This window comes from Leeuwenhoekiella sp. NPDC079379 (assembly GCF_044542075.1).
Lineage (GTDB): Bacteria > Bacteroidota > Bacteroidia > Flavobacteriales > Flavobacteriaceae > Leeuwenhoekiella.
Genome location: NZ_JBITTU010000010.1, coordinates 40,434 through 54,582, shown reverse-complemented (window position 1 = coordinate 54,582; position 14,149 = coordinate 40,434). Strand labels below are relative to the sequence as shown.

Sequence of the window (14,149 nt, the reverse complement as noted above, 5' to 3'; positions counted from 1 at the left end):
TTAAGAGTTTGATTTTAATGTTTAGGAGAGCGTTCTAATTTAGCTCTTTTTGTAAGAATTGAGCTGTATAACTCTTCTTATCTTTTGCCACTTCTTCAGGAGTTCCTTTAGCAACAAGCTGTCCACCATTCTTACCACCTTCATAGCCAATGTCTATTATGTAGTCTGCCAGCTTGATGACATCCATATTATGCTCGATTATAAGCATTGTATTTCCTTTATCTGTCAACTTATTTAAAACATCCATTAAAATGCGTACATCTTCAAAATGCAAACCAGTTGTAGGCTCATCAAGAATGTAAAACGTATTACCTGTATCTCTTTTAGAAAGTTCGGTAGCTAGTTTAATACGTTGTGCTTCACCACCAGATAGCGTAGTAGACTGCTGGCCCAGCGAAATATAACCAAGACCTACATCCTGTATTGTTTTTACTTTTCGGTAAATCTTTGGGATATGTTCAAAGAAGGGTACTGCTTCATCGATAGTCATTTCTAGAACATCGGCAATACTTTTTCCTTTATACCTAATTTCTAAAGTTTCTCTATTGAAACGCTTGCCCTGGCAGGTCTCACATTCTACATAAACATCTGGTAAGAAATTCATTTCTATAACTCGTAGGCCACCACCTTTACAAGTTTCGCAGCGGCCACCAGCAACATTGAAGCTAAAACGTCCTGGTTTGTAACCACGTATTAATGACTCTGGCATTTTAGCAAATAAGCTACGTATTTCGCCAAACACGCCTGTATATGTCGCGGGGTTTGAACGCGGAGTACGACCTATGGGCGATTGATTAATATCTATTACCTTATCACACTCGTCAAGACCTTTTATACTTTTATAAGGCGCCGGTTTTTTAACTCCGTTGAAATAATGGGCATTCATAATAGGGTAGAGGGTCTCATTAATAAGTGTAGATTTTCCGCTACCCGAAACACCTGTCACCACAATCATTTTTCCTAAAGGAAACGTAACATTTACATTTTTGAGATTATTACCTGTTGCACCCTTTAATATTATCTTTTTACCATTACCTTTTCTACGCTTCTCAGGAACTGCAATTTCTTTCTCACCGTTAATATACTGGGCTGTAAGCGTGTGTTGTTTTAAAAGTTCTTTAGGAGTCCCTTCACTTATAATCTCCCCGCCATGCTTACCAGCAAATGGTCCTATGTCAATTACATAATCTGCACGCTCAATCATATCTTTATCGTGCTCAACAACTAAAACTGAATTCCCCAAATCACGCAAAGCGACTAACGAGTTAATCAACTTTTCATTATCACGCTGATGCAAACCAATACTGGGTTCATCAAGAATATAAAGCACACCTACCAGCTGAGAACCTATTTGAGTTGCTAGTCGTATGCGTTGCGCCTCACCACCAGAAAGTGACTTTGAGCTTCGGTTTAAGCTTAAATAGGTAAGACCTACATCAACTAAAAACTGAAGACGGGCATTAATTTCTTTTAAAATCTCTGTAGCGATAGCAGTTTGTTTATCACTTAAATGCTGGGGTGCATCTTTAAACCAGGCAGCAAGCTCCAGAATATCCATATTAGATAATTCTGCAATATTTTTTTCGTTTACTCGAAAGTATAAAGACTCTTTGCGTAAGCGTGAACCATCACAAACAGGGCACTCTACCTTTTCCATATACTCTTTTGCCCATCTTTTTAGGGAAGCAGAGTCATTATTCTCATAAGTGCTTTCAATAAATTTAGCGACACCTTCAAAATCTATTTTATAGCTTCTGCTAACTCCTAAAGTTTTAGAATCTACTGTAAATTTCTCATTGCCACCATACATAATCATATCTATAGCCTCTTTCGGAATGTCTTTAATAGGATCTGTCAATTTAAAATTAAAGCGTTGTGCGATAATTTCTAATTGCTTGAAAATCCAATTGTTTTTCTGAGTTCCGTGAGGTGCGAGACCTCCAGCTTTAATAGAAAGTTTAGGATCAGGAATTATTTTATCAATATTGACCACGCGCAATTCGCCAATACCATTACAATTAGGGCAGGCTCCTTTAGGTGAATTAAATGAGAAGTTATTAGGTTCTGGATTAGGATAAGAGATGCCAGATGTAGGACACATTAAACTACGGCTAAAATAACGCGCTTCATTTGTGTCATGATCTAATATCATCATTACATCTTCACCGTGGTACATCGCGGTATTTATGGTTTCCATCAAGCGCTTATCTAGATCCTGCTCATCTTCAATCTTTAACCGGTCGATCACGATTTCTATATCGTGTACTTTATACCGGTCAATTTTCATTCCCTTTTCAATATCTCTAACTTCACCGTCAACTCTTACTTTTACAAAACCTTGTTTTGCAATTTGTTCAAAAAGCTCGCGATAATGCCCTTTTCGACTTCTTATTACAGGGGCTAAGACATTTACTCGTTTTCCGTGGTACTCAGATTTAATAAGATCTTTAATTTGATCATCACTGTAGCTTACCATTTTTTCACCGGTCTCGTAGCTGTACGCGTCACTAGCACGTGCATAAAGAAGACGTAAAAAATCGTAGATTTCTGTAATCGTACCCACGGTAGAACGCGGACTTTTACTGGTTGTTTTTTGCTCAATTGCGATTACGGGAGAAAGACCTTGTATTTGATCAACTTCGGGGCGTTCTAAACCTCCTAAAAACTGGCGGGCGTATGCCGAAAAGGTTTCTATATAACGACGCTGCCCCTCTGCGTAAATCGTATCAAATGCTAAAGAGCTCTTGCCGCTACCGGAAAGACCTGTAATAACAACTAGTTTTTCTCTGGGAATCTGAACATCTATATTCTTTAAGTTATGAGCTCTTGCCCCATAAACTTCAATGTATTCTTGTATTTCTTCCATTTTCTTTTTCAAGTGTGCAAAGGTACTGTAATTGAGTTAAAAATTGAAGAAAGTGGTATTGTAGAAGACTTAAATAAAACCTAATAACACGTTCGTTTCAGGTTACATAAAATGAAAAAAGAATTTAGCAGTATTTACTGCTAAATTCTTTAAAATAGAGCTTACTTATTAAATCGAAATTTCAAAATTACCCAGCATTTGGGTAATTACTGTTTCAGTTTTAGAAATAAAAGAATTAGGCTTTAATTTAACCTGATCAACTTTATCAAAATATTCTGTGATACTCCCATCTGCATAGGCTTCTGGTATTACAGGATGTACATAATAACTTTTGCAGACGCTTCTGGTATTACCCAGACCTTTTGCCGCTGCGTCATAAGCAGTCAATATATTTTTTGCATTTTGTTTTGCTTCTTCAACATAACCGGAATCGCGCAAGGACTCAAAGAAAATTTTTGTAGCTCCCCAGGTTCTAAAATCTTTAGCCGAAAATAAATTACCACTCAGTTCGTGAATGTAGTCATTTACCATACCGCTGTCTATATGATGTTTTGTACCATCAGCATCGTAAAACTGAAATAGATCCCAACCAGGAATTTCTTCACATTGATTTACAAGATCTATTAATTCTGGATCTGTAATTTTAATTTTATGCTCTTTGCCTTTTTTACCTATAAATTCAAACCGAATATCACTTTCTGTTGTTTTGACGTGACGTGTACGTAAGGTGGACAAACCGTAGGTTTGATTGCGTTTTGCATAACACACATTTCCTACACGTATGTGTGTCTCTTCCATAAGGCGAAGAACCAAAGCTAATACTTTACGCCTGGTCATCTGTACTTCATCGAGATCTGCATCTACTTGTTTCCGCAATTGCGGAAGCACATTTGCAAAAGAAGCTAATTTTAAAAACTTAGTCTCGTTACGCAACTTGTTCCACGTATCGTGGTATAGATAGACTTTGCGGTTTTTGTCATCGCGACCCACAGCTTGCAAATGCCCATTATCTGGCTCAGCAATCAAAACATCTTCCCAGGCCGGTGGTATGACCAGTTTTTTTATACGGTTGAGAATAGGTTTTGATTTTATGATTTTATCACCTTTACAATACGTAAATCCTTTACCGTGTTTTTTACGGCAAATAGTGAGGTGTTTTTCTTTGACATATATTAAGTCTGCTATGCGAGCAGCTTCTTCGGGGCTCTTTAAAAGAGTTTCTAATTTTGATTCGGTAATGGTCATGCTTTCAAATTTAAAAGCAATTTTGTATGATCTGTACTAATAAATTGTGAAATATCTGTTCAAAATATTTGAAAGCAAAAAAAATCTCCCGAAACAGCGCTGCTTCGGGAGATTTAATTACAACCTTATTTATAAAAATTTATTAGTCAAAATAACTGAAACTTTGACCATCTTTAATTTTTAATACACTTTCATAAATCATCTTTATAACGTTCTCAACATCATCGCGGTGTACCATTTCTACAGTGGTATGCATATATCTAAGCGGTAAGCTTATTAACGCAGAAGGTACGCCACCATTACTGTAAGCAAAAGCATCTGTATCTGTACCTGTTGCTCGGCTACATGCAGAACGCTGAAAAGGTATCTCTTTCTCTTCTGCAGTCTCTATAATTAAATCACGTAATTTTTGTTGAATTGCCGGAGCATAAGAAATCACCGGACCATCACCTATTGCAGCACGACCGTTTGTCTTCATTTCAATCATTGGGGTAGTGGTATCGTGGGTCACATCGGTTACGATAGCCACGTTAGGTTGAATGGTATGTGTAATCATTTCTGCACCACGTAATCCTATTTCTTCCTGTACCGAATTTACGATGTACAGACCAAAATCTAATTTCTTGCTATTTTCTTTAAGCAAACGAGCAACTTCTGCAATCATAAAACCACCCATACGATTGTCTAAAGCACGACACACAAATTTATCGCCATTAAGAATTGTAAATGTATCGGGATAGGTAATTACACAACCTACGTGTACACCTAGTTTCTCTACTTCTTCTTTATTTTTGCAACCGGTATCAATAAAAATATTATCGAGTTTTGGTGCTTTCTCATCACTCTTATCACGTGTATGTATTGCAGGCCATCCAAAAACGCCCTTTACAATACCATTTTTAGTGTGTATGTTAACTAGTTTAGAAGGTGCAATCTGGTGATCGCTGCCGCCATTGCGTATTACATAAATTAAACCATCGTCTGTAATAAAGTTTACATACCAGGATATCTCATCTGCATGACCTTCTATTACAACTTTATACTTAGCATCAGGATTAATAACACCTACCGCTGTGCCGTAGTTATCTGTGATAAAGGTATCAACATACGGTTTTAGATAATTCATCCAGATTTTTTGACCTTCCCACTCATATCCTGTAGGAGCGGCGTTATTTAAATATGATTCTAGAAAATCAAGCGATTCTTTATTTAAAATGCTTTTTGACATAATTTCAATTTTCTACGAAAGTAAGAATATTAATAGCAATTTCGCAAAGCAATCTGGACGATTGCGTACTTTTGGAACAGTTTTCGATCTATAAAATGAAAAATAAAATTTGAATAAATTAATAATCATAGTTACACTTCTTTTGAGTAGTACTTTATTAGCTCAAACTACAGAAGAAACAACTACCGAGACCGATACCTCTAATGTTGAATTCTATTTTGTAGAAGGCGACAGCATTGCGCGAAAGGCTATTTTTCTAGATGATGTAATTGTTTTAGGAAGAGTGAAATTTAGTGATAATGATGCTCGACGCCGGTACCTTATTTTACGCAGAAAGACACGTAAAGTATGGCCCTATGCAAAATTGGCAGGAGAGCGTCTTGTAGAATTAAATCAACGGCTTGATTCTATGAAATCAAAGCGGGCTAAGAAAAAATACACAAAAATTATACAGCGTTATGTTGAAGACGAATTTGGAGGGCAACTTAAAAAACTTACCAGAACTGAAGGTCAAATCTTAGTAAAACTGATGTATCGTCAAACAGGTTCAACCACTTTTGAATTAATCAAAGATTACCGCAGTGGGTTGAAAGCTTTTTTCTTAAATACTACGGCTAGTTTTTTTGATATTTCTCTCAAGGAAATTTATGATCCTAAGAGTGTGCAAGAAGACTATTTAATCGAAGACATTTTGCAGCGTTCTTTTCAGGCAAAGGTGCTAGAACCTCAGGATCCTGCCATTGAGATAAATTTTCTTGAGCTTAAAAATAAATGGATTAAACCGAAACCTACTCAAGGAATAAAGTAATCATTATGAAATTCAAAAATTACAATTGGATTTATGTGATCGCTGCGCTAATTACCCTTATAGGTCTAATAACTGGTAAATATTTCTTTCTGTTTTTTGCTATTCCATTTGGTTTTTCAATTTTCAACCGAAATAAGAACAAGTAAAAGTAAATTTTGAAATATTCTGTTTAAAAAAATAGATACCTTTGTCAATCAAAACAAGCGTTACTCCTACTATGAGTCAGAAAGTCTTACTTAATGCAAAAGAAGTAAATATTATACTAAATAGACTGGCTTGCCAACTTATTGAAAATCACAGAGATTTTAAAGATACAGTTCTTATAGGCATACAGCCCAGAGGGGTTTATGTAGCAGAACGTATTAAAAAATTGCTTGAAGAAGATTATAAAATTGCCGATGTAAAAATGGGATATCTTGATATTACCTTTTTTAGAGATGATTTTAGACGCGGTGACAAACCACTTGAGGCAAATAAAACTAAAATAAGTTTTGTAGTAGAGGATAAAAATGTGGTTTTTATAGATGACGTTTTATACACCGGTCGAAGTATAAATGCTGCTCTTACAGCGGTACAGAGCTTTGGTAGACCTCGCGAAGTAGAATTGCTTACCCTTATAGATCGTCGTTTTAGCAGGCACTTACCTATACAGCCTAATTATAGAGGAAGACAGGTAGATGCTATAAATGGTGAGAAAGTAAAAGTAAGTTGGGTAGAAAACGGAGGTGAAGACAGTGTTTATTTAATTGAAGAATAGCAATCTCAAAAATTAAAGTAACAAATGAGCGAGTTAAGTGTAGATCACTTATTGGGGATTAAGTACATAACAAAAAAAGATATCAATCTTATTTTTGAAACGGCTGATCATTTTAAAGAAATCATTAACCGTCCTATAAAAAAAGTTCCCTCTTTACGAGATATTACTATTGCTAATTTGTTTTTTGAAAACAGCACCCGCACAAAGCTTTCATTTGAACTTGCAGAAAAGCGTCTAAGTGCAGATGTTATTAATTTTTCGGCAGGTGCATCTTCAGTAAAAAAGGGAGAAACTCTTATAGATACAGTAAATAACATTCTTTCTATGAAAGTAGATATGGTTGTTATGCGTCATCCAAATCCTGGAGCTGGCGTTTTTCTCTCAAAAAATATTAAGGCAAGTATCGTTAATGCAGGTGACGGTGCCCACGAGCATCCTACACAAGCATTATTAGATAGTTATTCTATTCTTAAAAAATTAGGCGATGTAGGTGGTAAAAAAGTGGTTATCGTAGGAGATATTCTTCACAGCAGAGTAGCACTTTCAAACATATTTGCTTTAAAGTTATTAGGTGCCGAAGTGAAAGTTTGTGGTCCTAAAACATTAATGCCAAAATATATAGAGTCTTTAGGTGTAGGCGTAGAGCTCAATCTTAGAAAAGCTTTAGAATGGTGTGATGTTGCTAATATGTTACGCGTTCAAAATGAACGAATGGATATTAGTTATTTCCCATCTACACGAGAATATACAAAGCAATATGGTCTTGATAAAGAACTTTTAGATTCTTTAAATAAAGAAATAGTGATTATGCACCCGGGACCTATAAATAGAGGTGTAGAAATAACAAGTGATGTGGCAGACAGTGGCCAGTCTATAATTTTAAATCAGGTTGAAAACGGTGTTGCAATACGTATGGCTGTGATTTATCTTTTGGCTTCAAAAATTAAAAAGCAATGATTATAACTCAAAATGACACTTTTACAATACTTAAGGATGAAGAAGATGGTGTAAAAGATTTTGCTTCCTTTCTAGAATTTATAATTCCTAAGGCGTATTCTGATGTAAATTTAGTTATAGATCTTCTTAAATATGAAAATATTTCTTTAGAAGAGTTGTTAAGTTTTCTTCATATTTCAAATACGCAACGTGCTACTCAAAGGTCGTTTGTGCTAGTCAATAAAGTACCTCAGATAGATAGAGTTCCTGAAGAATTAATGGTGGTGCCTACGCTAGAAGAGGCAAAAGATGTTATAGATCTTGAAGAAATTCAACGTGATCTAGGGTTCTAAATCGTAAGCTTATTTTAGGTAAAGCATTCTTTCTTTTGCTTAATTAAGCTTAACTTAACGACTTAATGGAGATTAGATATGTTTATAAACATATTTAATCTTTTTTCTTGCGCAGTATAAAGTTGAGTTCTAACCGATTTTAAACTGTTTTCGTTTAAATAATTTGTTAGCAAAAATTAATGAAGCTTACTATACTCGGCTGCTACGCAGCCACACCACGTACATTTACAAATCCCACTTCTCAAGTATTACAGATAAAAAACCATCTTTTTCTTATTGATTGCGGAGAAGGAACTCAGGTTGAGCTAAGAAGGAATAAAGTAAAGTTTTCAAAAATTAAACACATCTTTATTTCGCATTTACATGGGGATCATTTCTTTGGTCTGGTAGGGTTAATATCAACTTTTAGATTACTTAATAGAGAAGGAGAGCTACACGTTTATGGTCCTAAAGGTATAAAACAAGCTATTACACTTCAGTTAAAGTTATCAAACAGCTGGACGAATTACCCGCTATATTTTCATGAATTAGAATCTAAAGAGCCACAAATTCTATTTGAAGACGATAAGGTTTCCGTAGAAACCATTCCTTTAAAACATCGTATTTATACTAATGGATTTTTATTTAAAGAGAAAGAAGGAGAGCGTAAACTAAATATGAGCGCAGTTCTCAAAAGAGAAATTGACGTATTATATTATAAAAAAATCAAGTCTGGTAAAGACATGGTTCTCGAAGATGGAACAGTGATCCCTAATGAAGATTTGACATTTGATCCAGATACCCCAAAAAGTTATGCCTTTTGTAGTGATACGGTCTACAAACCAGATAACTTACCTCAATTGCAAGGTGTTACGTATATGTATCATGAGTCAACATTTTTAGAAGCTCACGCTAAATTAGCAGAACCTACAGGGCATTCTACTGCGCGGCAAGCCGGTCTTATGGCTAAACAAGCAAATGTTGAATATCTTATTTTAGGACATTACAGTACACGTTATCCAGATCTTACACTCTTTGCAAATGAAGCAAAGCTCGAATTTACGAATGTGCTTACAGCAGATGATGGTAAAGTTTTTGACTTTGATGACCTATCAAATTCTAATTAAATGTGATTTAAATTAAATAAATGTAAAAGATAGTATCGGGCTTTTTACAGTATTAAGCATTAGCGTAAATTGCTCTAAAATCTAAATATGGCACACGATTTAAGTGATTATAGAAAATCTTACGATAAGAATGCATTAACGATTGAAAAGAGTGATGCTAATCCTTTTAATCAATTTAAAAAGTGGTTTAAAGAAGTAGAAGAAGCTCCCGGTGTTGATGAGGTTAATGCTATGACGGTAGCGACTATAGGTAACGATGGTTTCCCAAAAAGTCGAATTGTTCTATTAAAAAGCTATGATAAAAACGGCTTTGTTTTTTACACAAATTATAAAAGTGAAAAGGGTAAGGCTTTAGCTGAAAATTCACAGGTATGTTTATCTTTTTTCTGGCCTAATCTCGAGCGACAGGTTATCATTAAGGGTATCGCAGAGCGTGTTTCTGAAGAAGTTTCTACGACCTATTTTCATTCAAGACCACGAGGTAGTCAACTTGGTGCCTGGACATCGCCACAAAGTGATGTTATCGCAGACCGTGAGTTTCTAGAAAAAAGACTTGCTGATCTTGAGAAAAAATTTAATAACAAGGAGATACCTAAACCAGATCATTGGGGAGGTTACTGTATTAAACCGGTATCATTTGAATTCTGGCAGGGCAGACCTAATCGTTTACACGATAGATTGCTGTATACGCTGGGAGGTGTACATTGGAAACTAGAACGGTTAGCTCCTTAAATTTTTAATTATGAAAACACTTTACCTGGTTAGACACGCAAAATCCTCTTGGGAATTTGATCTTGACGATCACATGCGACCATTAAATCAACGTGGCTTAGAAGATGCAGCTAAAATGGGTGTTTTTATACGTGAAAAAATTTCAATTCCTCAGCGTATTGTGAGTAGTGATGCTGTACGTGCAAAGAGCACGGCCGTACTATACCTCAAAGAATTAGGCATTCCTGAAGAACGATTGGAGCTCGATCCTCGTTTGTATGACTTTACAGGAAATCAACTTCATACCGTCATAAAATCATGTGATAATCGTATAGATCGCCTTATGATTTTTGGTCATAACCATGCTTTGACCTACTGGGTAAATCAATACGGAAATAAAATTATAGATAATGTTTCAACCGCTGCATTTATAGCCATTACATTTGATGTTGATGACTGGAGTGCGATAAAAAAGGGGGAAACTGTTCTATATGTAAAACCTAAGCAACTTAATTAATGGATAATAAATTGAATACATCAACTCTAGGAGCAGACGAATCACGTTATATAAATAGGGAAATAAGTTGGTTGTCATTTAATGCTCGGGTATTGCAGGAGTCGGCAGATGAGACAGTACCACTTATTGAGCGCCTGCGCTTTGTAGGGATTTTTTCTAACAATCTAGATGAGTTTTTTAAGGTGCGCTACGCTACAGTTAAGCGTATTGTTGAAGCTGGTAAACGAGGGCGTAAAGCTTTAGGAGTTTATGCTGCAGATGAACTTTTAGAAAAGATAACACGTATTGTAATTCAGCAACAAGAAGAAAGTTTAAGTATAATAGATACGATTCATTCACGCTTAAAAGATCAGGGTATATACATAATTAAGGAAAATGAGGTTCACTATCCAGAACATAGTGAGTTTATCAAAACCTTCTTTATGGAAAAAGTAAGTCCTGCACTTGTTACTATAATGCTTAATGAAGATATTGATTTACCGCGTATTCAAGATTTAGAGGCATATCTCACGGTAACGATGAAAAATTCGATTACTAAAAAAACACTTCACGCTCTGGTAGAAATACCAAGTGAACTTGACCGTTTTGTTGTATTACCGCAAGTAGATGGTATTGACTACATCATGATTTTAGATGATCTTATTCGGTATAACTTAGAATCTGTATTTAGCATATTTGAGTATGATGAGATTTCTGCTCATATGATTAAAATTACCCGAGATGCAGAACTTGATTTAGAATCTGATTTAGGAAAAAGTTTTATAGAGAAATTATCTAAGAGTGTTAAAGGAAGAGAAGATGCAGAACCTGTACGTTTTGTTCACGATCAGGCTATTAATAAAGATACGTTAGGTTTTTTGCTTCAAAAATTAGGAATAGAAAACACAGACAGTATCATTCCCGGTGGTCGTTACCACAACCGTAAAGATTATATGGGTTTCCCAAGTCTAGGGCGTACAGATCTATTATACGCCATTCAAAAGCCGTTACCGATAAAAAACATTAGTCTCAACGATAGTATGTTTAAGAAGGTTGCTGAAAAAGATTTTCTTCAATACACTCCTTATCATACGTTTGCCTATGTAATTAAGTTTCTGCGTGAAGCAGCTTTAGACCCTAAAGTTAAAACCATTAAAATAACAATTTACCGTCTAGCTAAATTGAGTCACATTGCCAGTGCGTTAATAAATGCTGCTAAAAATGGTAAAGATGTAACGGTGCAAATAGAATTGCGAGCACGTTTTGACGAGGAAAGTAATATGCGCTATGCAAATCAAATGCAGGACGAAGGCATTAAGCTCATTTTTGGTGTTCCGGGATTAAAAGTACACAGTAAAGTTTGTGTGATTGAACGTCTTGAGGCAGGAAGATTGAAACGTTATGGCTTTATTAGTACGGGTAACTTTAACGGCAAGACAGCTAAGATATATACAGATTATACGCTATTTACTGCAAACAAACAGATTTTAAAAGATCTTATAAAACTGTTTAATTTCTTTGATACAAACTACATCGTAAACACCTATCAGCACTTAATAATCTCTCCGCATTACGCTAAAAACACATTTTTCAGATTAATTGATAACGAAATCAAGAAAGTAAAGAGTGGCAAAAAAGGATATATACGTCTTAAATTAAATAGTATTTCTAACTATTCAATTATAGATAAATTATACGCTGCAAGCGAGGCCGGGGTTAAGATAGATATGATTATAAGAGGTGTTTGCTGTCTTATTCCGGGAGTTAAAGGGATGAGTGAAAACATTAGCCTTATTAGTATTGTAGATAAATTTTTAGAACATCCCCGCGTATTTATTTTTGGCGAAGATGGAGATGAAAAAGTTTTTATTTCATCTTCAGACTGGATGACGCGTAATCTTGATAATAGGGTAGAAGTTACATGCCCTATATATGATGCAGATGTAAAGAAAGAGATTATAGAGACGTATACTATCTGCTGGAATGATAATGTAAAAGCTCGTGAGATTACGGCATTGCAAGACAATGCTTATCGTAAAAATGATGAGGCCCCGTTAAGGTCTCAGTTTGCTACCTATGATTACTATTTAAATAAATTAAACTAGATATGATTCAGTTTAAAAAATATGGAGCTATAGATATAGGTTCAAATGCCATTCGATTATTAGTAGCTAATGTGATTGAAATAGAAGGCCGGGAACCACTCTTTAGAAAAAGTTCATTAGTACGTGTGCCTATTCGTTTAGGTGCAGATGTTTTTAAAACAAAGCGTATTTCTGAAGAAAACATCGTACGTATGACAGAAACGATGGAAGCTTTTAAACTTTTAATGCGTTCTCACAAAGTGGTTGATTACAAGGCTTGTGCCACTTCTGCGATGCGTGAAGCCGAAAATGGAGAAGATGTTGTTACGCAAATATTAAAAAAAACCGGTGTAAAAATTAATATCATAGATGGCAATGACGAAGCGGCAATTATAGCAAATACAGATTTACAATCGCTAATCTCTTCAGACAGATCCTACTTGTATGTTGATGTGGGTGGTGGTAGTACCGAGTTTACTTTATATAGTAATAAAGAAGTGGTTGCATCAAAATCATTTAAGTTAGGTACCGTGCGCCTTCTAGAAGGATTAGTAGGACATACTGTTTGGGAAGATGTAGAAACATGGATTAAAGAAGTTACAAAAGGTCACACTAAGATAGATTTAATAGGTTCTGGCGGAAACATTAATAAAATCTTTAAACTAAGTGGTAAGAAAGATGGTAAGCCTCTAACCTATTTCTATATGGTAAGTTTTTACGAATTTTTACAATCGTATAACTATGAAGAGCGCATTACTGAATTAGGCTTAAATATAGATAGAGCAGATGTTATTATACCGGCTACACGTATTTATCTATCGGCAATGAAGTGGAGTAGATCAAAAAATATACATGTTCCAAAAATAGGATTGTCAGACGGCATCATAAAATCGCTGTATAACGATAAAAATCAAGTTGTTTAGACTATCAAATAAAAATTATAGTAATATTGCAGTGCCCAATTTATCTATGAAACCAATTTAAATATTTATTATGAAGAAATTATTACTTATTTTATTAATTACAGCTTCTGCTACTACTTTTGGCCAAAATGTAAGATATGGTGCTAAATTAGGATTGAATGTTTCAGAATTGAGTGGTGATTACGACGATGCTTTAAGTCGTTATGGTTTTGTTGCCGGTGTTTTTGCAGATATTCCATTAAGTGGCTCATTAGATTTTCAACCTGAATTATTATACTCTGCTCAGGGAAATAAACCTAATTCTGTTGCAGGTAGTGCTAATGCAGAGCGTGCAGAACTTGATTATCTTCAATTACCTTTATTGCTAAGATATAATAAACAACGTTTTAACGTTCACGTAGGTCCTCAGGTAGGTCTTGCAATTTGGAATTCTTTCAACAGATTTGAATATAAAAATTATGATGTTGCTGCTGTAGGTGGTATAGGTTATCAAATTATTGATGGTCTTTCGCTAGAGGCTCGCTACAACTTTGGGTTCGTAGATGTTGTTAATTCTGCTAGAGAGGGAAAAAACAGATACTTTACACTATCTGCTGCTTATAGACTATAGGTATTAAGGCAGATAACAAACAATAA

At 35.2% G+C, this 14,149-nt stretch carries 14 protein-coding genes; 11 read left to right on the top strand and 3 right to left on the bottom strand.

The genetic code is table 11. The annotated features are described in order from the left end of the window. Positions 1–34: 34 nt before the first annotated feature. The 3 genes from uvrA to ACIGAM_RS16025 form a co-directional block, all read right to left on the bottom strand. Entirely contained in the window at positions 35–2,866 is a 2,832-nt protein-coding gene (uvrA, locus tag ACIGAM_RS16035) for an excinuclease ABC subunit UvrA (RefSeq protein WP_396512483.1), read from the bottom strand. A gap of 168 nt (positions 2,867–3,034) precedes the next feature. After that, a complete protein-coding gene (locus ACIGAM_RS16030; RefSeq protein ID WP_396512482.1) occupies positions 3,035–4,111 on the bottom strand; it encodes a DNA topoisomerase IB in 1,077 nt (358 codons plus the stop codon). Between the two features lie 142 nt (positions 4,112–4,253). Next, a complete protein-coding gene (locus ACIGAM_RS16025) occupies positions 4,254–5,339 on the bottom strand; it encodes a M42 family metallopeptidase (protein WP_396512481.1) in 1,086 nt (361 codons plus the stop codon). 109 nt (positions 5,340–5,448) lie between these two features. Here ACIGAM_RS16025 and ACIGAM_RS16020 point away from each other — a divergent pair, with 109 nt between their 5' ends. The 11 genes from ACIGAM_RS16020 (at position 5,449) to ACIGAM_RS15970 (ending at position 14,123) form a co-directional block, all read left to right on the top strand. Continuing rightward, entirely contained in the window at positions 5,449–6,147 is a 699-nt protein-coding gene (locus ACIGAM_RS16020) for a DUF4294 domain-containing protein (protein ID WP_396512480.1), read from the top strand. A gap of 5 nt (positions 6,148–6,152) precedes the next feature. After that, complete coding sequence (locus ACIGAM_RS16015) at positions 6,153–6,293, top strand: hypothetical protein (RefSeq protein WP_396512479.1); 141 nt, start codon at positions 6,153–6,155, stop codon at positions 6,291–6,293. Between the two features lie 71 nt (positions 6,294–6,364). Further along, positions 6,365–6,904, top strand: coding sequence for a bifunctional pyr operon transcriptional regulator/uracil phosphoribosyltransferase PyrR (gene pyrR, locus ACIGAM_RS16010; RefSeq protein ID WP_396512552.1), 540 nt, complete (start codon positions 6,365–6,367; stop codon positions 6,902–6,904). A 24-nt stretch (positions 6,905–6,928) separates the two neighbouring features. Continuing rightward, complete coding sequence (locus tag ACIGAM_RS16005; protein ID WP_396512478.1) at positions 6,929–7,861, top strand: aspartate carbamoyltransferase catalytic subunit; 933 nt, start codon at positions 6,929–6,931, stop codon at positions 7,859–7,861. After that, the gene (locus tag ACIGAM_RS16000) at positions 7,858–8,193 is read left to right on the top strand and encodes a ribonuclease Z (protein ID WP_396512477.1); all 336 of its coding nucleotides are present in this window, start codon (positions 7,858–7,860) and stop codon (positions 8,191–8,193) included. Before ACIGAM_RS16005 ends, ACIGAM_RS16000 begins: the two co-directional genes overlap by 4 nt. 179 nt (positions 8,194–8,372) lie before the next feature. Then, complete coding sequence (locus tag ACIGAM_RS15995; RefSeq protein WP_396512476.1) at positions 8,373–9,299, top strand: ribonuclease Z; 927 nt, start codon at positions 8,373–8,375, stop codon at positions 9,297–9,299. An 87-nt stretch (positions 9,300–9,386) separates the two neighbouring features. Continuing rightward, positions 9,387–10,031 carry a pyridoxamine 5'-phosphate oxidase gene (gene pdxH, locus ACIGAM_RS15990; RefSeq protein ID WP_396512475.1) on the top strand — a complete coding sequence of 215 codons (645 nt, stop codon included), beginning with the start codon at positions 9,387–9,389 and terminating at the stop codon, positions 10,029–10,031. 10 nt (positions 10,032–10,041) lie between these two features. Continuing rightward, complete coding sequence (locus ACIGAM_RS15985) at positions 10,042–10,527, top strand: SixA phosphatase family protein (protein ID WP_396512474.1); 486 nt, start codon at positions 10,042–10,044, stop codon at positions 10,525–10,527. Beyond that, on the top strand, positions 10,527–12,611 hold the full coding sequence (ppk1, locus tag ACIGAM_RS15980; RefSeq protein ID WP_396512473.1) for a polyphosphate kinase 1: 2,085 nt from the start codon (positions 10,527–10,529) through the stop codon (positions 12,609–12,611). Before ACIGAM_RS15985 ends, ppk1 begins: the two co-directional genes overlap by 1 nt. Before the next feature lie 2 nt (positions 12,612–12,613). Then, a complete protein-coding gene (locus ACIGAM_RS15975) occupies positions 12,614–13,513 on the top strand; it encodes a Ppx/GppA phosphatase family protein (protein WP_396512472.1) in 900 nt (299 codons plus the stop codon). A gap of 70 nt (positions 13,514–13,583) precedes the next feature. Beyond that, complete coding sequence (locus ACIGAM_RS15970) at positions 13,584–14,123, top strand: porin family protein (RefSeq protein WP_396512471.1); 540 nt, start codon at positions 13,584–13,586, stop codon at positions 14,121–14,123. Positions 14,124–14,149 lie beyond the last annotated feature (26 nt).

Coding starts and splice junctions, on each gene's coding strand:
- ppk1 (WP_396512473.1), top strand. CDS start 10,527: ATGGATAATAAATTGAATACATCAACTCTAGGAGCAGACGAATCACGT.
- ACIGAM_RS15975 (WP_396512472.1), top strand. CDS start 12,614: ATGATTCAGTTTAAAAAATATGGAGCTATAGATATAGGTTCAAATGCC.
- ACIGAM_RS16030 (WP_396512482.1), bottom strand. CDS start 4,111: ATGACCATTACCGAATCAAAATTAGAAACTCTTTTAAAGAGCCCCGAA.
- ACIGAM_RS15970 (WP_396512471.1), top strand. CDS start 13,584: ATGAAGAAATTATTACTTATTTTATTAATTACAGCTTCTGCTACTACT.
- ACIGAM_RS16015 (WP_396512479.1), top strand. CDS start 6,153: ATGAAATTCAAAAATTACAATTGGATTTATGTGATCGCTGCGCTAATT.
- pdxH (WP_396512475.1), top strand. CDS start 9,387: ATGGCACACGATTTAAGTGATTATAGAAAATCTTACGATAAGAATGCA.
- ACIGAM_RS16000 (WP_396512477.1), top strand. CDS start 7,858: ATGATTATAACTCAAAATGACACTTTTACAATACTTAAGGATGAAGAA.
- ACIGAM_RS15985 (WP_396512474.1), top strand. CDS start 10,042: ATGAAAACACTTTACCTGGTTAGACACGCAAAATCCTCTTGGGAATTT.
- pyrR (WP_396512552.1), top strand. CDS start 6,365: ATGAGTCAGAAAGTCTTACTTAATGCAAAAGAAGTAAATATTATACTA.
- ACIGAM_RS16025 (WP_396512481.1), bottom strand. CDS start 5,339: ATGTCAAAAAGCATTTTAAATAAAGAATCGCTTGATTTTCTAGAATCA.
- uvrA (WP_396512483.1), bottom strand. CDS start 2,866: ATGGAAGAAATACAAGAATACATTGAAGTTTATGGGGCAAGAGCTCAT.
- ACIGAM_RS15995 (WP_396512476.1), top strand. CDS start 8,373: ATGAAGCTTACTATACTCGGCTGCTACGCAGCCACACCACGTACATTT.
- ACIGAM_RS16005 (WP_396512478.1), top strand. CDS start 6,929: ATGAGCGAGTTAAGTGTAGATCACTTATTGGGGATTAAGTACATAACA.